Consider the following 15,442-nt stretch of genomic DNA (forward strand, 5'->3'; position numbering starts at 1 on the left):
CATGCACCCGACACCCGACTTCAATCCTCACGGCAATCTTGAATTGCCCCATGTGCCCAGTTGCAGCTGCGCCCTGCATTCGCGCCGGCTGTTCACCGGCCTGCTGCTGGCCGGCGGGGCTACTGCCGCCATGCCGGCACTGGCCCGGGAGGGCGTCGAGGTCGGCGGCACCTCCAAGTTCGCCAAGCTGGTGCCGGCCGAGCAGGTGGAGCAGGCCGCGGCGCAGCAGTACCGGCAGATGATGCAGCAGGCGGCCCAGCAGCGCGGCCTGGCGCCGGACAAGCATCCGCAGCTGGTGCGCCTGCGCGAGATCGCCAAGCGCATCATCCCGGTCGCCATGCCCTGGAACGAGCGGGCCAAGCAATGGCGCTGGGAGGTCAATCTGCTCGGCGACAAGCAGCTCAATGCCTTCTGCATGCCTGGCGGCAAGATCGCCTTCTACTACGGCATCCTGGCCCAGCTGAAGCTCAGCGACGACGAGGTGGCGATGATCATGGGCCACGAGGTGGCTCACGCGCTACGCGAGCACGCGCGCGAGCGCATGGGCAAGACGGCGGCCACGCGCATCGGCGCCAATGTGCTGTCCAGCCTGCTGGGCCTGGGCAATACCGGCGATGCGCTGCTGAATATGGGCGGTCAGTTGCTGACCCTGACCTTCAGCCGCGAGGATGAGTCCGAGGCCGATCTGGTCGGCATGGAGCTGGCCGCCCGCGCCGGCTACGACCCCGGCGCCGGCGTGACCCTGTGGCAGAAGATGGGCGCCCAGTCCAAGGGCGCGCCGCCGCAATGGCTGTCCACCCATCCGGCCGGCCCGACCCGCATCCGCGACATCGAGGCCAATCTGGCCAAGGTGCAGCCGCTGTTCGAGCGGGCGGCCAAGCCGGCGCAGCGGTTTGAGGTGGCAGCCTAGGGGCCTTGCGGGTCAGACCTTGGGACCTGCGCGCAGCGCAGCCCCACGCTCTGACCCCAACCGGCTGGAAAGCGCGCGCCTCAGTGCATTGCCACCCGAAGCGCGCTGACCAGCGGTGGCAGCGAGGCCACCTTCTGCACCAGATCGCGGATATTCAATGCGCCGGTCTTGGCGCGGATGCTGCTGATCTGGGAGCGCACCGTGGACAGGGCCACGCTGTGCTCCTGCGCCACCTCGCCGGGTAGCCGTCCGCGACACAGGCCCTGCAGCACCTGGGTCTCGGTGGGGGTCAGGCCATGCTGGCGGGCGAACCAGTGGGTGGACAGTTCCTGGCAGACGCGCTGCTTGCCGAACACCATCAGTATCGTCACCGCATCCCCGCCCGGAGCGGCCAGTGGCACCACCGCCACGCTGAGGCCGTGCGAGGCCGGTCCCAGGGTCAGCAGGCGGCGCAGCTTGCGCTCGGCGGCACCCTGCATGGCCTCGCGCAGCGGAGCCACGTCTGAACTGTGGCGGGCGCGCAGCTCGGTGCCCTGCAGCTGCAGCGGGTGGTGAGCGTCCATCTCGGCGCGGGCCGTGTGGTTGGCATGCAGCAGGTGGCCGTCGGGGCTGAGCACCAGCATGCCGTAGTCGATCTCGTCCAGCATCAGGGTCAGCCAAGGCTCGTTGCGCAGACCGTTGGCGGCACGGCGCTCGGGGCCGCGGTAGGAACGCCCTTCGGTCTCGGTCTCGGCCGAGACTGACTGCCGGGCGGTCTGGGGCTTTTCCAGCGTGTCGAACATGGTGCTGCTCCTGTGAAGTGCCGAGCGCGGGAATGTTCGCGCTACAAGAGCAAGACTAGGAGTCCGGGTCCGCGCGAGGCGGTGAATATGCGCCGCGCCGTTTGTGCGAAATTCACCTTTCCAGGCAAGCGGCCGAGGCGCCTCAGGTGCCGCCGACGAAGGGATTGCTGCGCCGCTCGGCACCGAACGTGCTCTCCGGGCCGTGGCCGGGGATGAAGACGGTGTCGTCGCCCATCGGCCACAGCCGTCGGGTGATGCTGGCGATCAGGGTGTCGAAGTCGCCCTGCGGGAAATCGGTGCGGCCGATGCCGCCGGCAAACAGCACATCGCCGACGAAGCAGCGCTTGGCCTCGACGGCGTGGAAGACCACATGGCCCGGCGTGTGACCGGGGCAGTGGCGCACCTGCAGCGTGCAATGGCCCACGCTCACGCTGTCGCCGTCGTGCAGCCAGCGCGTCGGCGTGAAGGTCTCGGCCGGCGGAAAGCCGAACATCTGGCTCTGCTGCGGCAGGCCGGTGATCCAGAACTGATCGGCCTCCTGCGGACCGATGATGGGCAGGCCCAGCTCGCGCGCCAAGGTGCTGGTGCCGCCGGCATGATCGATATGCGCATGGGTGAGCAGGATCTGCTTGAGCGTCAGGCCTCGTTCCTTGACGGCCTGCAGGATGCGCGGCAGGTCGCCGCCGGGGTCGATCACCGCCGCCTCCAGCGTCTCATCGCACCAGACGACGGAACAGTTTTGCTGGAAGGCGGTGACGGGGACGGTGTGGTAGCGCAGGCTCATGGCTTGGGGGCAGGGTTGGGGGCGGGAGGCGGCATGTCGAACTGGCCGCCAATGTAACGAACTTCCTCGGCGCAGGCCTCGCGAACGCAAGCTCGCAGCCAGCGATGCGCCGCATCGCCATCCATGCGCGGATGCCAGAGCAAGGCTACCGTGATCGGCGCCAGGGGCAGCGGCAGGGCGAAGCTGTGCAGGCCGGCGCGCAGATCGCCGGTATGTCGCTCCGGCACGCTGGCGACCAGATCGGAGGCACGGGCCAGCGCCAGCGCGGCCGAGAAGCCGCCCACGGTGACGGCAATCCGTCGTGGCAGCCCGAGCGCTGCCAGCGCCTCGTCGACAGGGCCCCTGTCCAGGCCTCGCCGCGACACCTGGATGTGCTGCGCTGCGGCATAGCGGGTGGGGATGATGTCGCCCTCGGTCAGGGGATGGCCTGCTCTGACGACGCCCACCAGGCGGTCGCGGAACAGCGCCTGTGCACGCAGCTCCGGGCCGGCCGTCTTGCCCACCACACCGGTTTCCAGATCGACTCCGCCATCGCGCAGTGGCGTCATGTCCTTGTCGGGCTTGGGCAGGAAGCGCAGACGCACGCCCGGCGCCTCGGCAGCAACACGGGCCAGCAGCCGGGCGCCGAAGTTCTCGACGAAGCCTTCGCTGGTGCGCAGCGTGAAGGTCCTCTCCAACTGCCCCAGCTTGAGCGCCGTGGCCGGGCGCAGCGCGGCTTGCGCCTCGTGAACGAGCTGGCTGACCCCTTCGCGCAGCTCCAGCGCCCTCGGTGAGGGCACCAGGCCGCGCCCGGCCCGCACGAGCAGCGGATCGCCGGTCGCCTCGCGCAGCCGTGCCAAGGCCCGGCTCATCGCCGAGGGGCTGAGCCGCAGCCGGCGGGCGGCGCCCGCCACGCTGCCTTCGGCGAGCAGCGCGTCCAGCGTGAACAGCAGATTGAGGTCGGGTCGGCTCATGGGGTTCGCCCTTTCTACCTTCGATGGTATGGCGTTTGATGCACTGATGGAATGCAAATGCTGCGTCTTTCGCTATATCAGACGGCGGCCTATCGTCTGGTGCAGCTGGTCCCGTTCGGGCCCATGGTCAGAACAGAGGTGACGCGATGAATGCAGCGAGCAAGGATGTGCCGGCGGATGTGGTGAAGGAAAAGGGCGGGCCGGCCTTGGTCTGGGTGCTGCCCGGCCTGGCCCTGTTCACCCTGGCCTCGGGTCTGTGCGGTCTCGCGCCGAGCCTGGGCTGGCTGGTCGCCGCCCGCGGGCTGCAGGGGCTGGGCGCGGCGCTGATGCTGGCCTTGACGATGGCTTTTGTCGGCGAGGCGGTGCCCAAGGCCCGTGCCGGCAGCGCGATGGGCCTGCTGGGCTCGATGTCGGCGGTGCCCAAGAGCGCGCCGCGGCCGCGGCCCGACTGACCGTTGTTGCGCGATCGGCGGCTGACGGCCGGCCTGGCGATGAGTGTGCTGGTCTCCACGGTGTTGATGGCGACGCTGGTGGTTGGTCCCTTCTATCTGGCCCGCGGCCTGGGCCTGGGCATGGCCAAGGTGGGTCTCGTGATGTCGGCGGGGCCGCTGGTGGCCGCCTTCGCCGGTGTTCCCGCCGGCCGCCTGGTCGATCGCTTCGGCGCGCCCGGCATGGTGGTCGTCGCCCTGGCCGGCATGCTGCTGGGCTGCGTCGCGCTCGGCGTGATGCCGGCCGCCGCTGGTCTGGCCGGATTCATGTTGCACATCGTCATCATCACCGCCCACTACGCGCTGTTCCAGGCGGCCAACAACACCGCGGTGATGACCGATGTGTCGCCGGACCGGCGGGGCGTCATCTCCGGCCTGCTCAATCTGGCGCGCAATCTGGGCCTGATCGGCGGCGCCTCGGTGATGGGCGCGGTGTTCGCCTTCGCCTCGGGTGCCGGTGAGCCCGCGGCCATCGCCCTGGGCCTGCGGGTCACGGTTGCGGTGGCGGCGGCGCTGCTGCTGGCTCGAGGCCGCCAGACAGCCTAGCCGCCGTACACTCGGCGCAAGGCAGGAGGCAGGCGGCGATGGAGACTGACTATCTGATCATCGGCAGCGGCGCGGTCGGCATGGCCTTTGCCGACACCCTGCTCGACGAGAGCGACGCACACATCACGCTGGTGGACCGCCGCGCGGCGCCCGGCGGGCACTGGAACGATGCCTATGCCTTCGTCGGCCTGCACCAGCCCTCGGCCTATTACGGCGTCAACTCGACCGAGCTGGGCAGCCGCCGCAAGGACGACCACGGCCCCAACGCTGGCATGTACGAGCTGGCCAGCGGCCCCGAGGTCAGCGCCTATTTCGACCAGGTGATGCGGCGGCGCTTCCTGCCCAGCGGCCGGGTCAGTTTTCATCCGATGAGCGAATACCTGGGGGATGGGCGCATCGTCAACCTGCTGTCCGGGGCGCAGACCGAAGTGACCGTGCGCAGGAAGACGGTCGATGCCACCTTCATGTCGCCCGCCATTCCCGCCACGCACAGGCCGAACTTCAGCATCGCCGACGGCGTGCGCCTGGTGCCGCCGAACGCCCTGCCCCAGCTCTGGCGGCAGCGATCGGCCACGTCAACGCCGCAGCAGTTCTGCATTCTCGGCGCCGGCAAGACCGCCATGGACGCCGCCGTCTGGCTGCTGCGCAACGGGGCCCGGCCCGAGGCCATCCAATGGGTCGTGCCGCGTGACGCCTGGGTGCAGAACCGTCTGCATACGCAGCCCGGCCTGGAGTTCTTCGGTGACAGCATTGGCGGAGAGGCCGACAAACTGGCGGCCTTCGCCGAGGCAACGACTATCGACGAGGTCTTTCTTCGGCTTGAGGCCCAGGGTCAGATGTTGCGCATCGATCCGACGCAGATGCCGACGATGTTTCACTATGCCACCCTGTCCACCGGCGAAGTGGAACTGCTGCGCAGCATCACGCGGGTGATTCGCCAGGGTCGCGTGCTGGCGCTCGAGCGCGAGGCTATGGTGCTGGAGCGGGGTCGGGTGGCGGTTGCCCCGGACACGCTGTTCGTCGATTGCACGGCTTCGGCCATCCAGCAGCGCCCCAACGAGCCGGTGTTCCAGGGCGAGCGCATCGTGGTCCAGCTGCTGCGCGCCCCGTTGGTGGTGCTGAGCGCGGCGCTGACCGCCCATGTCGAGGTGCACGGGGCGGATGACGCCAGCAAGAACCTGATGTGCACGCCGGTGCCGTTCCCGAAGAACCTGGCGGGCTATGCGCGCGCCATGCAGGTCAGCATGATGAACCAGTACCACTGGTCGCAGGACAAGGCCCTGCGCCAATGGATGCGCGCTTCCCGGCTCGACGCCTTTGCCGCGATGGTGGCCGAGGTCGCAAGGGCCGATGCGGAGGCCGACAAGCAGGCGACTCTGGCCCGGCTGCGCAACAGCATCATGCCGGCCATGGGCAATATGCCCAGGTTGATGAACTAGGGTCAGAGCGAGAGGATGTGCCCGATGCGCGGGTCGCCCTGGCCGGCCAGGACGTCCCGATAGGCCGCCGCCACGGCCGCCTCGCCCTGGTGCCGCTGCACCTGCAGCCAGGGCCGCTGCTTGTCGCCGACAGTGGCCAGGAATTGCTGCCAGGCCTCCACCAGCCGTTGACCCAGCACCTGCGGGCCCCACTCGCCGCTGCGCTTCTTGATTTGCGCCGGTGCGAAGAACAGCACCGGCTTCGGGCCGGCCAGGTCGCGGCCGCCGCCCAGCTCGGCGACATGTGTGCCACCGATAGAGCTGCTGTAGGCCAGGGCCGTGCAGTGGGCGTGCACCGCCTTGCGCAGGGCCGCGTTGCCGGCGAAGTCCACATAGATGGCCGGCGCGTCGGCGGCAATCTCGCCGAGCTGCTCATAGCTCAGCACCCGGCTGTAGCAGCCCAGGCTCTCGCAGAAGGCGATATTGCGTGACGAGGTCAGGCCGACGACCTCGATGCCGCCGCGCCGGGCCATCTGGAAGGCCGTGCCATAGGCCGTCTTGCTCGACGCGCTGGACAGCAGCATCAGCGGAGGGCGGGCTGGATCACCGGCGGCGCCGAAGTAGTCGTTGTCGGCCAGGAAGTCGTCGATCAGCCAGGAGGTGGTGAACAGCGGCCGCAGCAGCGACTGCAGGTCCTCCGACTCGGCGGTGTAGAAGGGGTCGGCGCCGCAGCGGGTGTACTGGTTGTAGACCGGATGCAGCTCCGCGCGGTGCGGCGCGCTGTCGCTGAAGGACAGCGGCGAGACACGGGCGGGGGTCAGGTCAACACTGGAGCCCATCGGGAAGTAGCCGTAGAGCCGCTCGCCGACGGCAATGTCAGGATGGCGCGATTCGGTCACCGTGCCGAAGCCCCACACCGGGATGCAGCCCCAGGCGGCGTCAGCGGCGCCATCGGCACCGATGACCGGAAAGAAGCGCCAGTAGTTCATCGCCTCGCCGAAGGCGGCGTAGGTGATGTTGTTGGAGGTCAGCGCGAAGCTGTCAATGTGCACACGCACCTGGCCTTCTGACAGCGGCGCGGCGGGCAGGGAGCGCAGTTCGGCGGACTGAAGCCGGTCTTTGCGGACGACGAAGGTCTGGGTACTCATGGGCTTGTCCTAGTGTTGTTCGGCCTGCCGGGCCGCCCGCAGGGCACCCGCCAGCGCAGCAACCGCCGTCAGCACCGTCTTCACCGACTGCACCGAGCGGGCATCCTTCAGTTCGCCCGCCTCGTCGAAGGCCTCGTGGGCGCGGCCCAGCGCGAACTGCTGCGGCACCACAATCATCTGGAAGGCCATCTGCAGATACTGGCGCAGGAAGTTCATCGAGCGCAGCGCGCCGCCCGGCCCGGGCGAGGCCGACATCAGGGCCACCGGCTTGTTGGCCGTGGTCGACAGGCCCGGCGCCTGCGACTCGGTGGCGGTGATGCGGGACAGCCAGTCGAAGGCATTGATGACCAGCGGCGTCGGAAAGCCGTTGTACTCGGGCGTGACGACGAGCACCGCATCGCAGCCGGCAATCGCCTGCTGCAGCTGCAGGGCCTCCTTGGGCACGCCGGTCGAGGCCTCGAGATCGCCGTCATAGATCGGCAGCCTGAGCCGCCGCAGGTCCATCAGCGTGGTCTTCAGACCGAGCACATGGGCCTGGCGGGAGGCAAAGGCGGCCAGGGTCGCATTGAGCGAGTCGCTGCGCAGGCTGCCGGGAATGATGAGGATGTGGATGTCGTCCATCGTGGGCTCCTGGTGTCTGGGGGCGGCTAGCTCTGCTCCTGCTCGAACCACTTGGCCTCGGGCAGCCTGGCGAACACCTTGCGCAGGCCCTCGCCCCAGCCGCGGCGCAGCTTGTTGAAATAGGGGTCGTCGCCGGTGATGCGCTGCGGCCGGGCAGCGGCGAAGCTGCCGGCGCGGTAGAGCAGGATGTCGATCGGCAGGCCCACCGACAGATTGCTGCGTATCGTCGAATCAAACGAGATCAGCGTGCACTTGGCGGCCTCGGCCAGCGAGGTGTCGTGCTGGACGACGCGGTCGATGATGGGCTTGCCGTACTTGGACTCGCCGATCTGGAAATAGGGCGTGTCCTTCGAGGCCTCGATGAAGTTGCCCTCGGCATAGACGTGGAACAGGCGGCAATGCTCGCCCTGGATCTGGCCGCCAACGAGGAAGTGGCCACCGAAATCGACGCCCTGGTCCAGGGTCGGTTCGGCGTCGCGGGCCAGCACCTCCTTGATCGTGCGGCCCACCAGCTCGGCTGCGTCATACAGCGTCGGCACATTCATCAGATGCGTGCCCTCGCCATGCAGGCGCTGGCGCAGCAGGCTGATGACGCTCTGTGTGGTGGCCAGATTGCCCGAGTTCAGAAGCACGATCAGCCGCTCGCCGGGCAGCTCGAACACCGTCATCTTGCGGAAGGTGGCGATATGGTCCACCCCCGCATTGGTGCGCGAATCGGAGGCAAACAGCAGGCCTTCATCAAGCCGCATGGCAACGCAGTAGGTCATGGGAGGTCGCAGGCAATGTCAGCCGGCTAGGGTAACCGATGGTCCGCGCTCAGGTGCGTCCCTGGCGCAACAGCCGCAGGCCATTCAGCACCACCAGCACGCTGGCGCCGGCATCGGCGAACACCGCCATCCACAGCGTCGCCATGCCCAGCAGGCTCAAAACGAACACCACCGCCTTCAGGCCCAGGGCGAGCACCAGGTTCTGCCGCAGCACCGCCGCGGTGCGGCGTGACAGCGCAATGAACTCGGGCAGCTTGCGCAGATCGTCCTGCATCAGCGCCACATCTGCCGTCTCCAGCGCGGTGGCGCTGCCGGCCGCGCCCATGGCGATGCCGATGTCGGCGCGGGCCAGGGCCGGCGCATCATTGACCCCGTCACCGACCATGGCCACCACGCCTTGTGCGGAGAATCCGGCGATGGCCTGCAGCTTGTCATCGGGCAGCAGCTGGCCACGGGCGTCGTCCAGGCCCAGCTGGGCGGCGACGGCGTCGACCGTGCGCTGGTTGTCGCCGCTGAGCATCACGGTCTTGATGCCGAGGGCGTGCAGCGCGACGATGGCCTCGCGGCTGTGCGGACGCAGCGTGTCGGCCACTGCCAGCAGGCCCAGCACCTGTTGTTCGCGGCTCAAGATCATGACGGTCTTGCCCTGGGCCTCCAGGCCGTGCAGCTGCTGCTCGATGGCCGGCGTGCACAGGCCCAGTTCCTCCAGCAGGCGGTGATTGCCCAGCTGCAGCAGCTCGCCATCGATGCGGCCGCGCACGCCGCGGCCGGGCAGGGCTTCGAAGTCAATGCCGGCTGCCAACGCCCGCTGCGGCGCGCGCTCGTTCTGCGCGCCGACGATCGCAGCAGCCACCGGATGGCTGGACAGCGCATCGAGGCTGGCAGCCAGGTGCAGCACATCCACGTCGCTCAGTCGCAGCAGATCGGTCAGCCGCGGCTTGCCCTCGGTCAAGGTGCCGGTCTTGTCCAGGGCCAGAGTCTTGATCTGCCGGCCCTGTTCGAGATACAGTCCGCCCTTGATCAGCATGCCGCGCCTGGCGGCGGCGGCCAGCCCGCTGACGACGGTGACCGGGGTCGAGATCACCAGCGCGCAGGGGCAGGCAATGACCAGCATCACCAGCGAGCGATACACCCATTCGGCGAACGGCTGGCCCAGCAGCAGCGGCGGCACCACGGCCAGCAGCAGGGCAAACACCACCACCACCGGCGTGTAGATGGCGGCGAAGCGATCGACAAAGCGCTGACTCGGCGCGCGCTGGCCCTGGGCCTGCTGCACCGACTGGGCGATGCGGGCCAAGAGGCTGTTCTGCTGTGTGGCCGTGACTTCCACTTCCAGCAGACCCTGCTCATTGACCGTGCCGGCCAGCACGGCGTCGCCCACCGCCTTGGGCACCGGCAGGCTCTCGCCGGTGATGCTGGCCTCGTTGACGCTGGAGGCGCCCGCGACGACCCGGCCATCCAGCGCGACCGCCTCGCCGGGGCGCACGCGCAGCCGGGCGCCGATGTCCAGCTGGGCCACGGCCTGCTCCGCCCACTGGCCGTCAGCCTGCAAAACCATCGCCTGGGCCGGGGCCAGCGCGACCAGGCTGCGGATCGCGTTGCGCGCGCGGTCCAGGCTCAGCGCCTCCAGCATCTCGGCTACGGCGAACAGCCAGATCACCATCGCCGCCTCGGGCCACTGGCCCAGGGCCAGCGCGCCCAGCACGGCCAGGCTCATCAGCAGATGGATGTTCAGCGCCAGACTGCGCAGTGCAATCCAACCCTTGCGCAGGGTCGGCAGACCGGCCAGGGCCACCGCACCGAGGGCCAGCAGGGCCACCGGCAGACTGGTCTCATTGCCGCTGATGTAAGCGATGGCTTCGCTGGAGACGGCCAGCAGGCCAGCGGCTGCGATGCGCCAGCGCAGCGCGACCGGCACGCTGGGGCCGGTGTCCATCGCGGGCACGGGGGTGCCGGGCTGCAGCACCTCGGCCTGCATGCCGACGCGGGCCACCGCATCGAGCAGCGGTGTCGTGTCGGCCAGATCGTGGGCGACGCGCAGGGTGCGCGCCATCAGGTCGAAGTCCAGCGCGAGCACGCCGGACATGGGCGTCAGGGTCTTGCGCAGCAGGGCCTCTTCGGTCGGGCAGTCCATCGCGGCGATGCGCAGCAGGCTGAACTGAGTACCTTCGGGCAGGGCTGCCGCTGGCGTGACCGGGGCCGGCGGGGGAACGGGCGCGCCATGGCAGCAGTGGTCATGCGCGTGATCGTGATCGTGTGAAGCGTGGGGCATCGTTGGGTGCAACCTTTCTGGCACCCATTGGAATCCCTGTAGTCACTCCAGAGTCAAGCCCGGTCTCCCGGGTGACAGGGCTGCCGTCGTCACGCCCAGGGCCGCCACGTCGGCCGGCAGCTCGCGGCCCAGGGCCAGCGCGGCCGTCACGCGGCCCAGGGCCGGCGCGGTCTGTATGCCATAGCCGCCGGGACCGGCCAGCCAGAAGAAGCCGTCGACCTTGGGATCGAAGCCGATCACCGGTGTGCGGTCGGCGGCAAACACGCGCAGGCCCGCCCAGCGGTGCTTGACGCGCCGCACGCTGCGGCCGCTGGCCTGCTCGAAGCGGTCCACCGCCTCGGCCACGTCCAGTTCCTCGGGCTGGGCGTCGCAGGGCGGGCTGTCATGCTCGTCGGCCGGCGACAGCAGCAGCAGGCCGGCGTCGGGCTTGAAGTAGAACTGCTCATCGATGTCGACAGAGGCCGGCCAGGCGTGCGCGTCCATCCCCTCGGGCACCTCGATCAGCAGGGCGGTGCGGCGCTTCGGCTTCAGGCCCACCGGCCGTGCGCCGGCCAGCAGGGCGATCTGATCGGCCCAGGCACCCGCGGCATTCACGACCACCGGTGCGCTGAACTCGCCGGCAGGCGTTGTGACCACCCAGCGGCCGTCGCGTCGCGCCATGGCCTGCACGCCGGCCTTCAGCTGCACCGCCCCGCCGCGGGCTCGCAGCTGGCGCAAAAAGCCCTGGTGCAGGCCGTGCACATCGATGTCGGCCGAGCCGCGCTCGATCGCCGCGGCGGCGAGATAGCCGGGTGCGAACACCGGTGCCAGTGCCTGGGCCTGCTCGGCCGTCAGCAGCTCGGTGGCGGCGGCCACGTCGGGGCTGTCGCGGAAGCGGTGCAGGGCCGCGATCTGGTCGGCGCGGGCAAAGTACATCGTGGGCCGCGGCGAGACCAGCGGCGCCTCGGCAAAGCCGGCCGGCGGCTCGAACAGGAAGGCGCGGCTGGCCCGGGTCAGGCCGCGAATCGTGTCATTGCCATACATCTCGGAGAACAGCGCCGCCGAGCGGCCGGTGGTGTGATAGCCGGGTTGGTCTTCGGCTTCGAGCAGTATCACCGTGCCTTCAAGGGCCAGATGGGCCGCGGCCGAAGCGCCGGCCATGCCGGCGCCGATGACGAGAAAGTCGCTTTCAACTGTCATGGAGGTTTTCTGGGGAAAGGAGTTTTCAGGAGGCAGGGCTGGAGATTCTGATCTCGTCGCCCTGCTGCTGCACCTCCAGGCCGAAGCCCACATGCAGCAGCCGGGCGAAGGCTTCGACATTGCCGGCGTCGAAGCTGCCGCCGATGCGGATCTGCGCGGCGGCCGGGTCGGCGATGACCAGCTGCCGGTGGCTGTAGCGGTTGAACTGCTGGGCGGCCTCGGCCAGGCTGATCTGGTCGAAGATCAGCTTGCCCTGCAGCCAGCTCAGCGAGGCCTGCAGTTGCTGCGGCGTCTTCTTGGTCACCAGCAGATTGCGGGCGTCGGCCACCGCCGCATCGTCACGGGTCAATACAGCGGCCTCGGCGCTGTCGGACTGCACCTTGACACGGCCCTCCAGCACCGCCACCTGCAGCCGCTCGCCGTCGCGGCGCAGCGAGAACTTGGTGCCCAGCACGGTGACGCGCTGCGTGCCGACGATGACGACAAAGGGCCGCGAGGCATCGTGCGCGATGTCGAAGAAGGCCTCGCCCTGGTCAAGCCAGACCTTTCGCTCCTGCGTCGTCACCGCCGTGCGCACCTGGGTGGCGGTGTTCAGGGTCAGCCGCGAGCCGTCGGCCAGGGCGACCGCCTCGCGCTTGCCCACGGCGGTGGCATGGCGCTCGGTGTCGGGCTTGGCCAGATTGAAGTCACCGACCAGCACCCAGGCCATCAGGGCCAGCGCCAGGCCGCCGAGCGAGCGGCGCATCCAGGGGCGGGCGAGCAGGGCGGCGGGTACCCTGGGCACCACAGGCTGCGGGCGCTCGGCCGCCTGCAGCGCGCGCAGACGGTCGGCGCGCTGCCAGGCGCTGTCCAGGCGTAGATAGGCGACGCGGTGCAGGGTCGAGGCGGCCAGCCAGTCGTCCAGCGCCTGCTGTTGCTCGGGCGTCCAGCGGTCACCGTCCCTGCGCGCCAGCCAGTCGGCCGCCTGGCTCTCGATCACATCATTGGCTGTCATGACAGCGCCCTCCCGGCCCGATGTGGTGTGGACTCGGACTTTTTCTCTTGCGATCCGGCCCCGGTCTGCAGCAGTGCCAGCGCCAGGGCGCGCACCCCCTTGGAGACCTGGCGCTCGACCGTGTCTTCGGTGATGCCCATGCGCGTGGCCACCTCGCGCTGCGAAAGGCCCTCGATCTTGCGCAGCTCGATGACCTCGCGGCAGCGCAGCGGCAGCAGGTTCAGCGCCGCCTGCAGCAGCCGCAGCTCGCTGCGCGCGGCGCTGTGGCGTTCGGGGCTCAGGTGGTCCACCGTAGGGGTGAGGGCATCCATGTCGGCATAGGTTTCGATCGAGACGATTTGCGCCCGGCGCGCGCGGTCGATCAGCAGATTGCGGGCGGTTGACAGCACGAAGGCCTGGGCGGAGTCCGGCCGACTGTGGGCGCAGCCATCGAACACGCGGGCATAGACCTCCTGGCGCAGGTCGGCAATCTCATCCACATCGCGCCAGTTGCGACGCAAAAAGCGCTCGAGCACCGGCTCGAGGGGCAGGACCTCGTCCACAAACCAGGCGCTCAACTCATCTTGCGTCAAAGCGGTTCCTTCGTTCTTGACATGCCCGCGGCGGTGTTTCGCCAACTCTATAGACGAATGGCCGCCGGAAATCCGGTATCCGTGTTCGACGAGTGCTTTTGCAAATCGCTGCGGCCTCGGGACTTACCCGCAGATCGTGGCCTGACCGTACCGGAAGCGGGCGGTGATTTCGTCTTTGCTGAGCAGGAAGTACCCGGCGCTCCCGCCTATTTCAATCGAAGAGATGTCCATCATGAGTGAATCGAAAGCGGTCGAGTTCAAGACCGGCGTGGCGGCACTCGACGAGCTGTTCCAGCCGGTCAACCGCAGCGACGCACCGGGCCTGGTGGTCGGGGTGGCCCAACATGGCAAAACCGTCTACCGCCGCGGCTTCGGCTTGGCCAGCATCGAGCATGGCGTGGCCAACACGCCGGCCACTCGCATGGCGATGGGCTCGTCCAGCAAGCACTTCACCAGCCTGGCCCTGCTGCTGCTGGCCGAAGAGGGCCGGGTCGATGTGGATGCCAGCGTCCGACGCTACCTTCCGGAGCTGCCGGTGTTGAGCGGTGAGCCCAGCTTGCGCCAGCTGATGTCGCACACCGGGGGCCACCGCTGCTATGCGGATATCGGCTTTCTGTCCGACGGCATGGCCATCAAGCCCGAGGGCGCCGCGTTGGCCGCGCAGGTGCGACAGACCGGCGTGAATTTCGCACCGGGCGAAAAGATGATCTACAGCAATGGCGGCTACCACCTGCTGTCGCTGGTGATTGCGCGGGTCAGCGGCCAGAGCTTCGAGGCGTTTCTGAAGGAGCGCATATTCACCCCGATCGGCATGCCGGACACGGAGTCGATGCGCAGCGACTTCGAGATCCACCGCGGCATGGCCACGCTGCATGTGCCGCAGGCCGACGGCCGCTGGCGGCGTGGCATCTTCCCCAGCGAGGAGACCAGCGGCGACGGCGCGACCATCACCACTGTCGATGACGTGCTGCGCTGGCTGGCCCATCTGCGCGCGCCGCAGAAGGTGGTCGGCAGCGCGGCCAGCTGGGCCCAGATGCTGAGCCCGGCCAGACTCAACAGCGGCCTGGTCGACACCTACGGACTGGGCTTGTTGCGGCACGACTACCGCGGCGTCGAGGTGGTGCACCACGGCGGTGGTGTGATCGGTGGCCGCTGCCAGATGCTCACCGTGCCCAGTCAGGCGCTGGACATCATCATCATGAGCAATGGTGCGCCGGTGGATCCGATCGCGCTCGCCTACCAGGTCATCGACCAGATGTTGGGCGACGATGTGCTGGGGCCGCCCCGCGAGAAGGCTTCCGCCGCGCGCTTCAAGCCGATGCTGGGAACACGCTATCACGCGCCGGCTTCCGGCCTGGTATTCGGCTTTGCCGAAGCGGCCGAGGGAAAGCTGGGCCTGAGCTTCATGAACCAACCACCGATGCCGTTGTGGGACATGGGCCTGGTCCTGCGCCTGGGCTTCGAGGACATGACCATCGGCCCGCTGGAGCTGCGGGCCGAGGCGCTGGCCGGCGAGGGCCAGCCGGCGCCGGCCCTGCTGGTGATGAGCGAGTCGGGGCACGCCGTGCGCTGCGAGCGCTTGCCCGACGTGCCGCCGCCGCTGGCCGTTGCAGGGGCCGCGCTGCTGGGCCGCTACCGGGCAGCGGACCTGGACGCCGAGGCCGTGGTGAGCTTCGCCGGCGAGCGGCTGCAGCTACGGGTCCAAGGCGCCTACGGCAGCACGCTGATGGACCTGGAGGCCTTCTCGTCCGAGGTATTCGGCTGGCAGATGCCAGATGTCAATCTGCCGCTACGCGGCGTGCTCAGCCTGCAGCGTCAGGACGGCCGCGTCACCGGCTTCCATGTCGACACCCCGCGCACGCGGCAGATGGCTTTCGAGCGCCTGTCGGCCTGAGCCGTTGGCGCCTGGTGAATACCCTCGCCTGGCGCGGATTTCCTGCCCAGCTTCGTCCTTGCTGGAGAGTGGCCGTGTCGGTCGCCTCCCCTTCCCGTCCACCAAAGGCCCTGC

The 15,442-nt window shown here is 69.0% G+C and carries 15 protein-coding genes; 5 read left to right on the forward strand and 10 right to left on the reverse strand.

Translation table 11 applies throughout. The features are described from left to right. Position 1: 1 nt before the first annotated feature. The gene (locus DES47_RS09500) at positions 2-910 is read left to right on the forward strand and encodes a M48 family metallopeptidase (RefSeq protein WP_133700424.1); all 909 of its coding nucleotides are present in this window, start codon (positions 2-4) and stop codon (positions 908-910) included. An 80-nt stretch (positions 911-990) separates the two neighbouring features. Here the strand turns inward: DES47_RS09500 and DES47_RS09505 are convergent, their stop codons facing one another. The 3 genes from DES47_RS09505 to DES47_RS09515 form a co-directional block, all read right to left on the reverse strand. After that, a complete protein-coding gene (locus tag DES47_RS09505; protein WP_133700425.1) occupies positions 991-1,692 on the reverse strand; it encodes a helix-turn-helix transcriptional regulator in 702 nt (233 codons plus the stop codon). Positions 1,693-1,834: 142 nt separating this feature from the next. Further along, positions 1,835-2,476 carry an MBL fold metallo-hydrolase gene (locus DES47_RS09510; protein WP_133700426.1) on the reverse strand — a complete coding sequence of 214 codons (642 nt, stop codon included), beginning with the start codon at positions 2,474-2,476 and terminating at the stop codon, positions 1,835-1,837. Beyond that, the gene (locus DES47_RS09515; RefSeq protein ID WP_133700427.1) at positions 2,473-3,429 is read right to left on the reverse strand and encodes a LysR family transcriptional regulator; all 957 of its coding nucleotides are present in this window, start codon (positions 3,427-3,429) and stop codon (positions 2,473-2,475) included. The genes DES47_RS09510 and DES47_RS09515 overlap by 4 nt, the downstream gene beginning before the upstream one ends. Before the next feature lie 146 nt (positions 3,430-3,575). Here DES47_RS09515 and DES47_RS29660 point away from each other — a divergent pair, with 146 nt between their 5' ends. From DES47_RS29660 to DES47_RS09525, 3 genes are read left to right on the forward strand one after another with little or no spacing between them, the layout of a single operon-like run. Continuing rightward, positions 3,576-3,881: an MFS transporter gene (locus DES47_RS29660; RefSeq protein ID WP_341800591.1), complete on the forward strand. Its 306-nt coding sequence runs from the start codon at positions 3,576-3,578 to the stop codon at positions 3,879-3,881. A 3-nt stretch (positions 3,882-3,884) separates the two neighbouring features. Continuing rightward, positions 3,885-4,463 (forward strand): MFS transporter, encoded by a 579-nt coding sequence (locus tag DES47_RS09520; RefSeq protein ID WP_341800592.1) that lies wholly within the window; start codon positions 3,885-3,887, stop codon positions 4,461-4,463. Between the two features lie 38 nt (positions 4,464-4,501). Continuing rightward, complete coding sequence (locus tag DES47_RS09525) at positions 4,502-5,902, forward strand: NAD(P)-binding protein (RefSeq protein ID WP_133700428.1); 1,401 nt, start codon at positions 4,502-4,504, stop codon at positions 5,900-5,902. Between the two features lie 2 nt (positions 5,903-5,904). Here DES47_RS09525 and DES47_RS09530 read toward each other — a convergent pair whose 3' ends face one another. Genes DES47_RS09530 through DES47_RS09560 form a run of 7 tightly spaced genes read right to left on the reverse strand, consistent with a single transcriptional unit; the run spans position 5,905 to position 13,434 of the window. Beyond that, entirely contained in the window at positions 5,905-7,029 is a 1,125-nt protein-coding gene (locus DES47_RS09530) for a DUF2855 family protein (RefSeq protein WP_133700429.1), read from the reverse strand. Positions 7,030-7,038: 9 nt separating this feature from the next. Beyond that, complete coding sequence (locus DES47_RS09535) at positions 7,039-7,650, reverse strand: NADPH-dependent FMN reductase (protein ID WP_133700430.1); 612 nt, start codon at positions 7,648-7,650, stop codon at positions 7,039-7,041. 26 nt (positions 7,651-7,676) lie between these two features. Beyond that, a complete protein-coding gene (locus tag DES47_RS09540) occupies positions 7,677-8,417 on the reverse strand; it encodes a proteasome-type protease (RefSeq protein ID WP_133700431.1) in 741 nt (246 codons plus the stop codon). A 49-nt stretch (positions 8,418-8,466) separates the two neighbouring features. After that, complete coding sequence (locus tag DES47_RS09545) at positions 8,467-10,689, reverse strand: heavy metal translocating P-type ATPase (protein ID WP_133700432.1); 2,223 nt, start codon at positions 10,687-10,689, stop codon at positions 8,467-8,469. A 42-nt stretch (positions 10,690-10,731) separates the two neighbouring features. Beyond that, positions 10,732-11,868, reverse strand: coding sequence for an NAD(P)/FAD-dependent oxidoreductase (locus DES47_RS09550; RefSeq protein WP_133700433.1), 1,137 nt, complete (start codon positions 11,866-11,868; stop codon positions 10,732-10,734). 25 nt (positions 11,869-11,893) lie between these two features. Beyond that, entirely contained in the window at positions 11,894-12,862 is a 969-nt protein-coding gene (locus DES47_RS09555) for a FecR family protein (protein ID WP_133700434.1), read from the reverse strand. Further along, positions 12,859-13,434, reverse strand: coding sequence for an RNA polymerase sigma factor (locus DES47_RS09560; protein ID WP_243748235.1), 576 nt, complete (start codon positions 13,432-13,434; stop codon positions 12,859-12,861). Before DES47_RS09560 ends, DES47_RS09555 begins: the two co-directional genes overlap by 4 nt. 232 nt (positions 13,435-13,666) lie before the next feature. Between DES47_RS09560 and DES47_RS09565 the strand changes: the two genes are divergently transcribed. Then, positions 13,667-15,328, forward strand: a complete 1,662-nt coding sequence (locus DES47_RS09565; protein WP_133700435.1) for a serine hydrolase domain-containing protein — start codon at positions 13,667-13,669, stop codon at positions 15,326-15,328. Positions 15,329-15,442: the final 114 nt, after the last annotated feature.

Source organism: Roseateles toxinivorans, assembly GCF_004362525.1.
GTDB lineage: Bacteria > Pseudomonadota > Gammaproteobacteria > Burkholderiales > Burkholderiaceae_C > Paucibacter > Paucibacter toxinivorans.

Excerpts from the sequence above, each read along its gene's own strand:
- DES47_RS09540 (WP_133700431.1), bottom strand. The coding sequence starts at position 8,417 with ATGACCTACTGCGTTGCCATGCGGCTTGATGAAGGCCTGCTGTTTGCC.
- DES47_RS09510 (WP_133700426.1), bottom strand. The coding sequence starts at position 2,476 with ATGAGCCTGCGCTACCACACCGTCCCCGTCACCGCCTTCCAGCAAAAC.
- DES47_RS09535 (WP_133700430.1), bottom strand. The coding sequence starts at position 7,650 with ATGGACGACATCCACATCCTCATCATTCCCGGCAGCCTGCGCAGCGAC.
- DES47_RS29660 (WP_341800591.1), top strand. The coding sequence starts at position 3,576 with ATGAATGCAGCGAGCAAGGATGTGCCGGCGGATGTGGTGAAGGAAAAG.
- DES47_RS09525 (WP_133700428.1), top strand. The coding sequence starts at position 4,502 with ATGGAGACTGACTATCTGATCATCGGCAGCGGCGCGGTCGGCATGGCC.
- DES47_RS09545 (WP_133700432.1), bottom strand. The coding sequence starts at position 10,689 with ATGCCCCACGCTTCACACGATCACGATCACGCGCATGACCACTGCTGC.
- DES47_RS09555 (WP_133700434.1), bottom strand. The coding sequence starts at position 12,862 with ATGACAGCCAATGATGTGATCGAGAGCCAGGCGGCCGACTGGCTGGCG.
- DES47_RS09505 (WP_133700425.1), bottom strand. The coding sequence starts at position 1,692 with ATGTTCGACACGCTGGAAAAGCCCCAGACCGCCCGGCAGTCAGTCTCG.
- DES47_RS09565 (WP_133700435.1), top strand. The coding sequence starts at position 13,667 with ATGAGTGAATCGAAAGCGGTCGAGTTCAAGACCGGCGTGGCGGCACTC.
- DES47_RS09530 (WP_133700429.1), bottom strand. The coding sequence starts at position 7,029 with ATGAGTACCCAGACCTTCGTCGTCCGCAAAGACCGGCTTCAGTCCGCC.
- DES47_RS09500 (WP_133700424.1), top strand. The coding sequence starts at position 2 with ATGCACCCGACACCCGACTTCAATCCTCACGGCAATCTTGAATTGCCC.
- DES47_RS09550 (WP_133700433.1), bottom strand. The coding sequence starts at position 11,868 with ATGACAGTTGAAAGCGACTTTCTCGTCATCGGCGCCGGCATGGCCGGC.
- DES47_RS09515 (WP_133700427.1), bottom strand. The coding sequence starts at position 3,429 with ATGAGCCGACCCGACCTCAATCTGCTGTTCACGCTGGACGCGCTGCTC.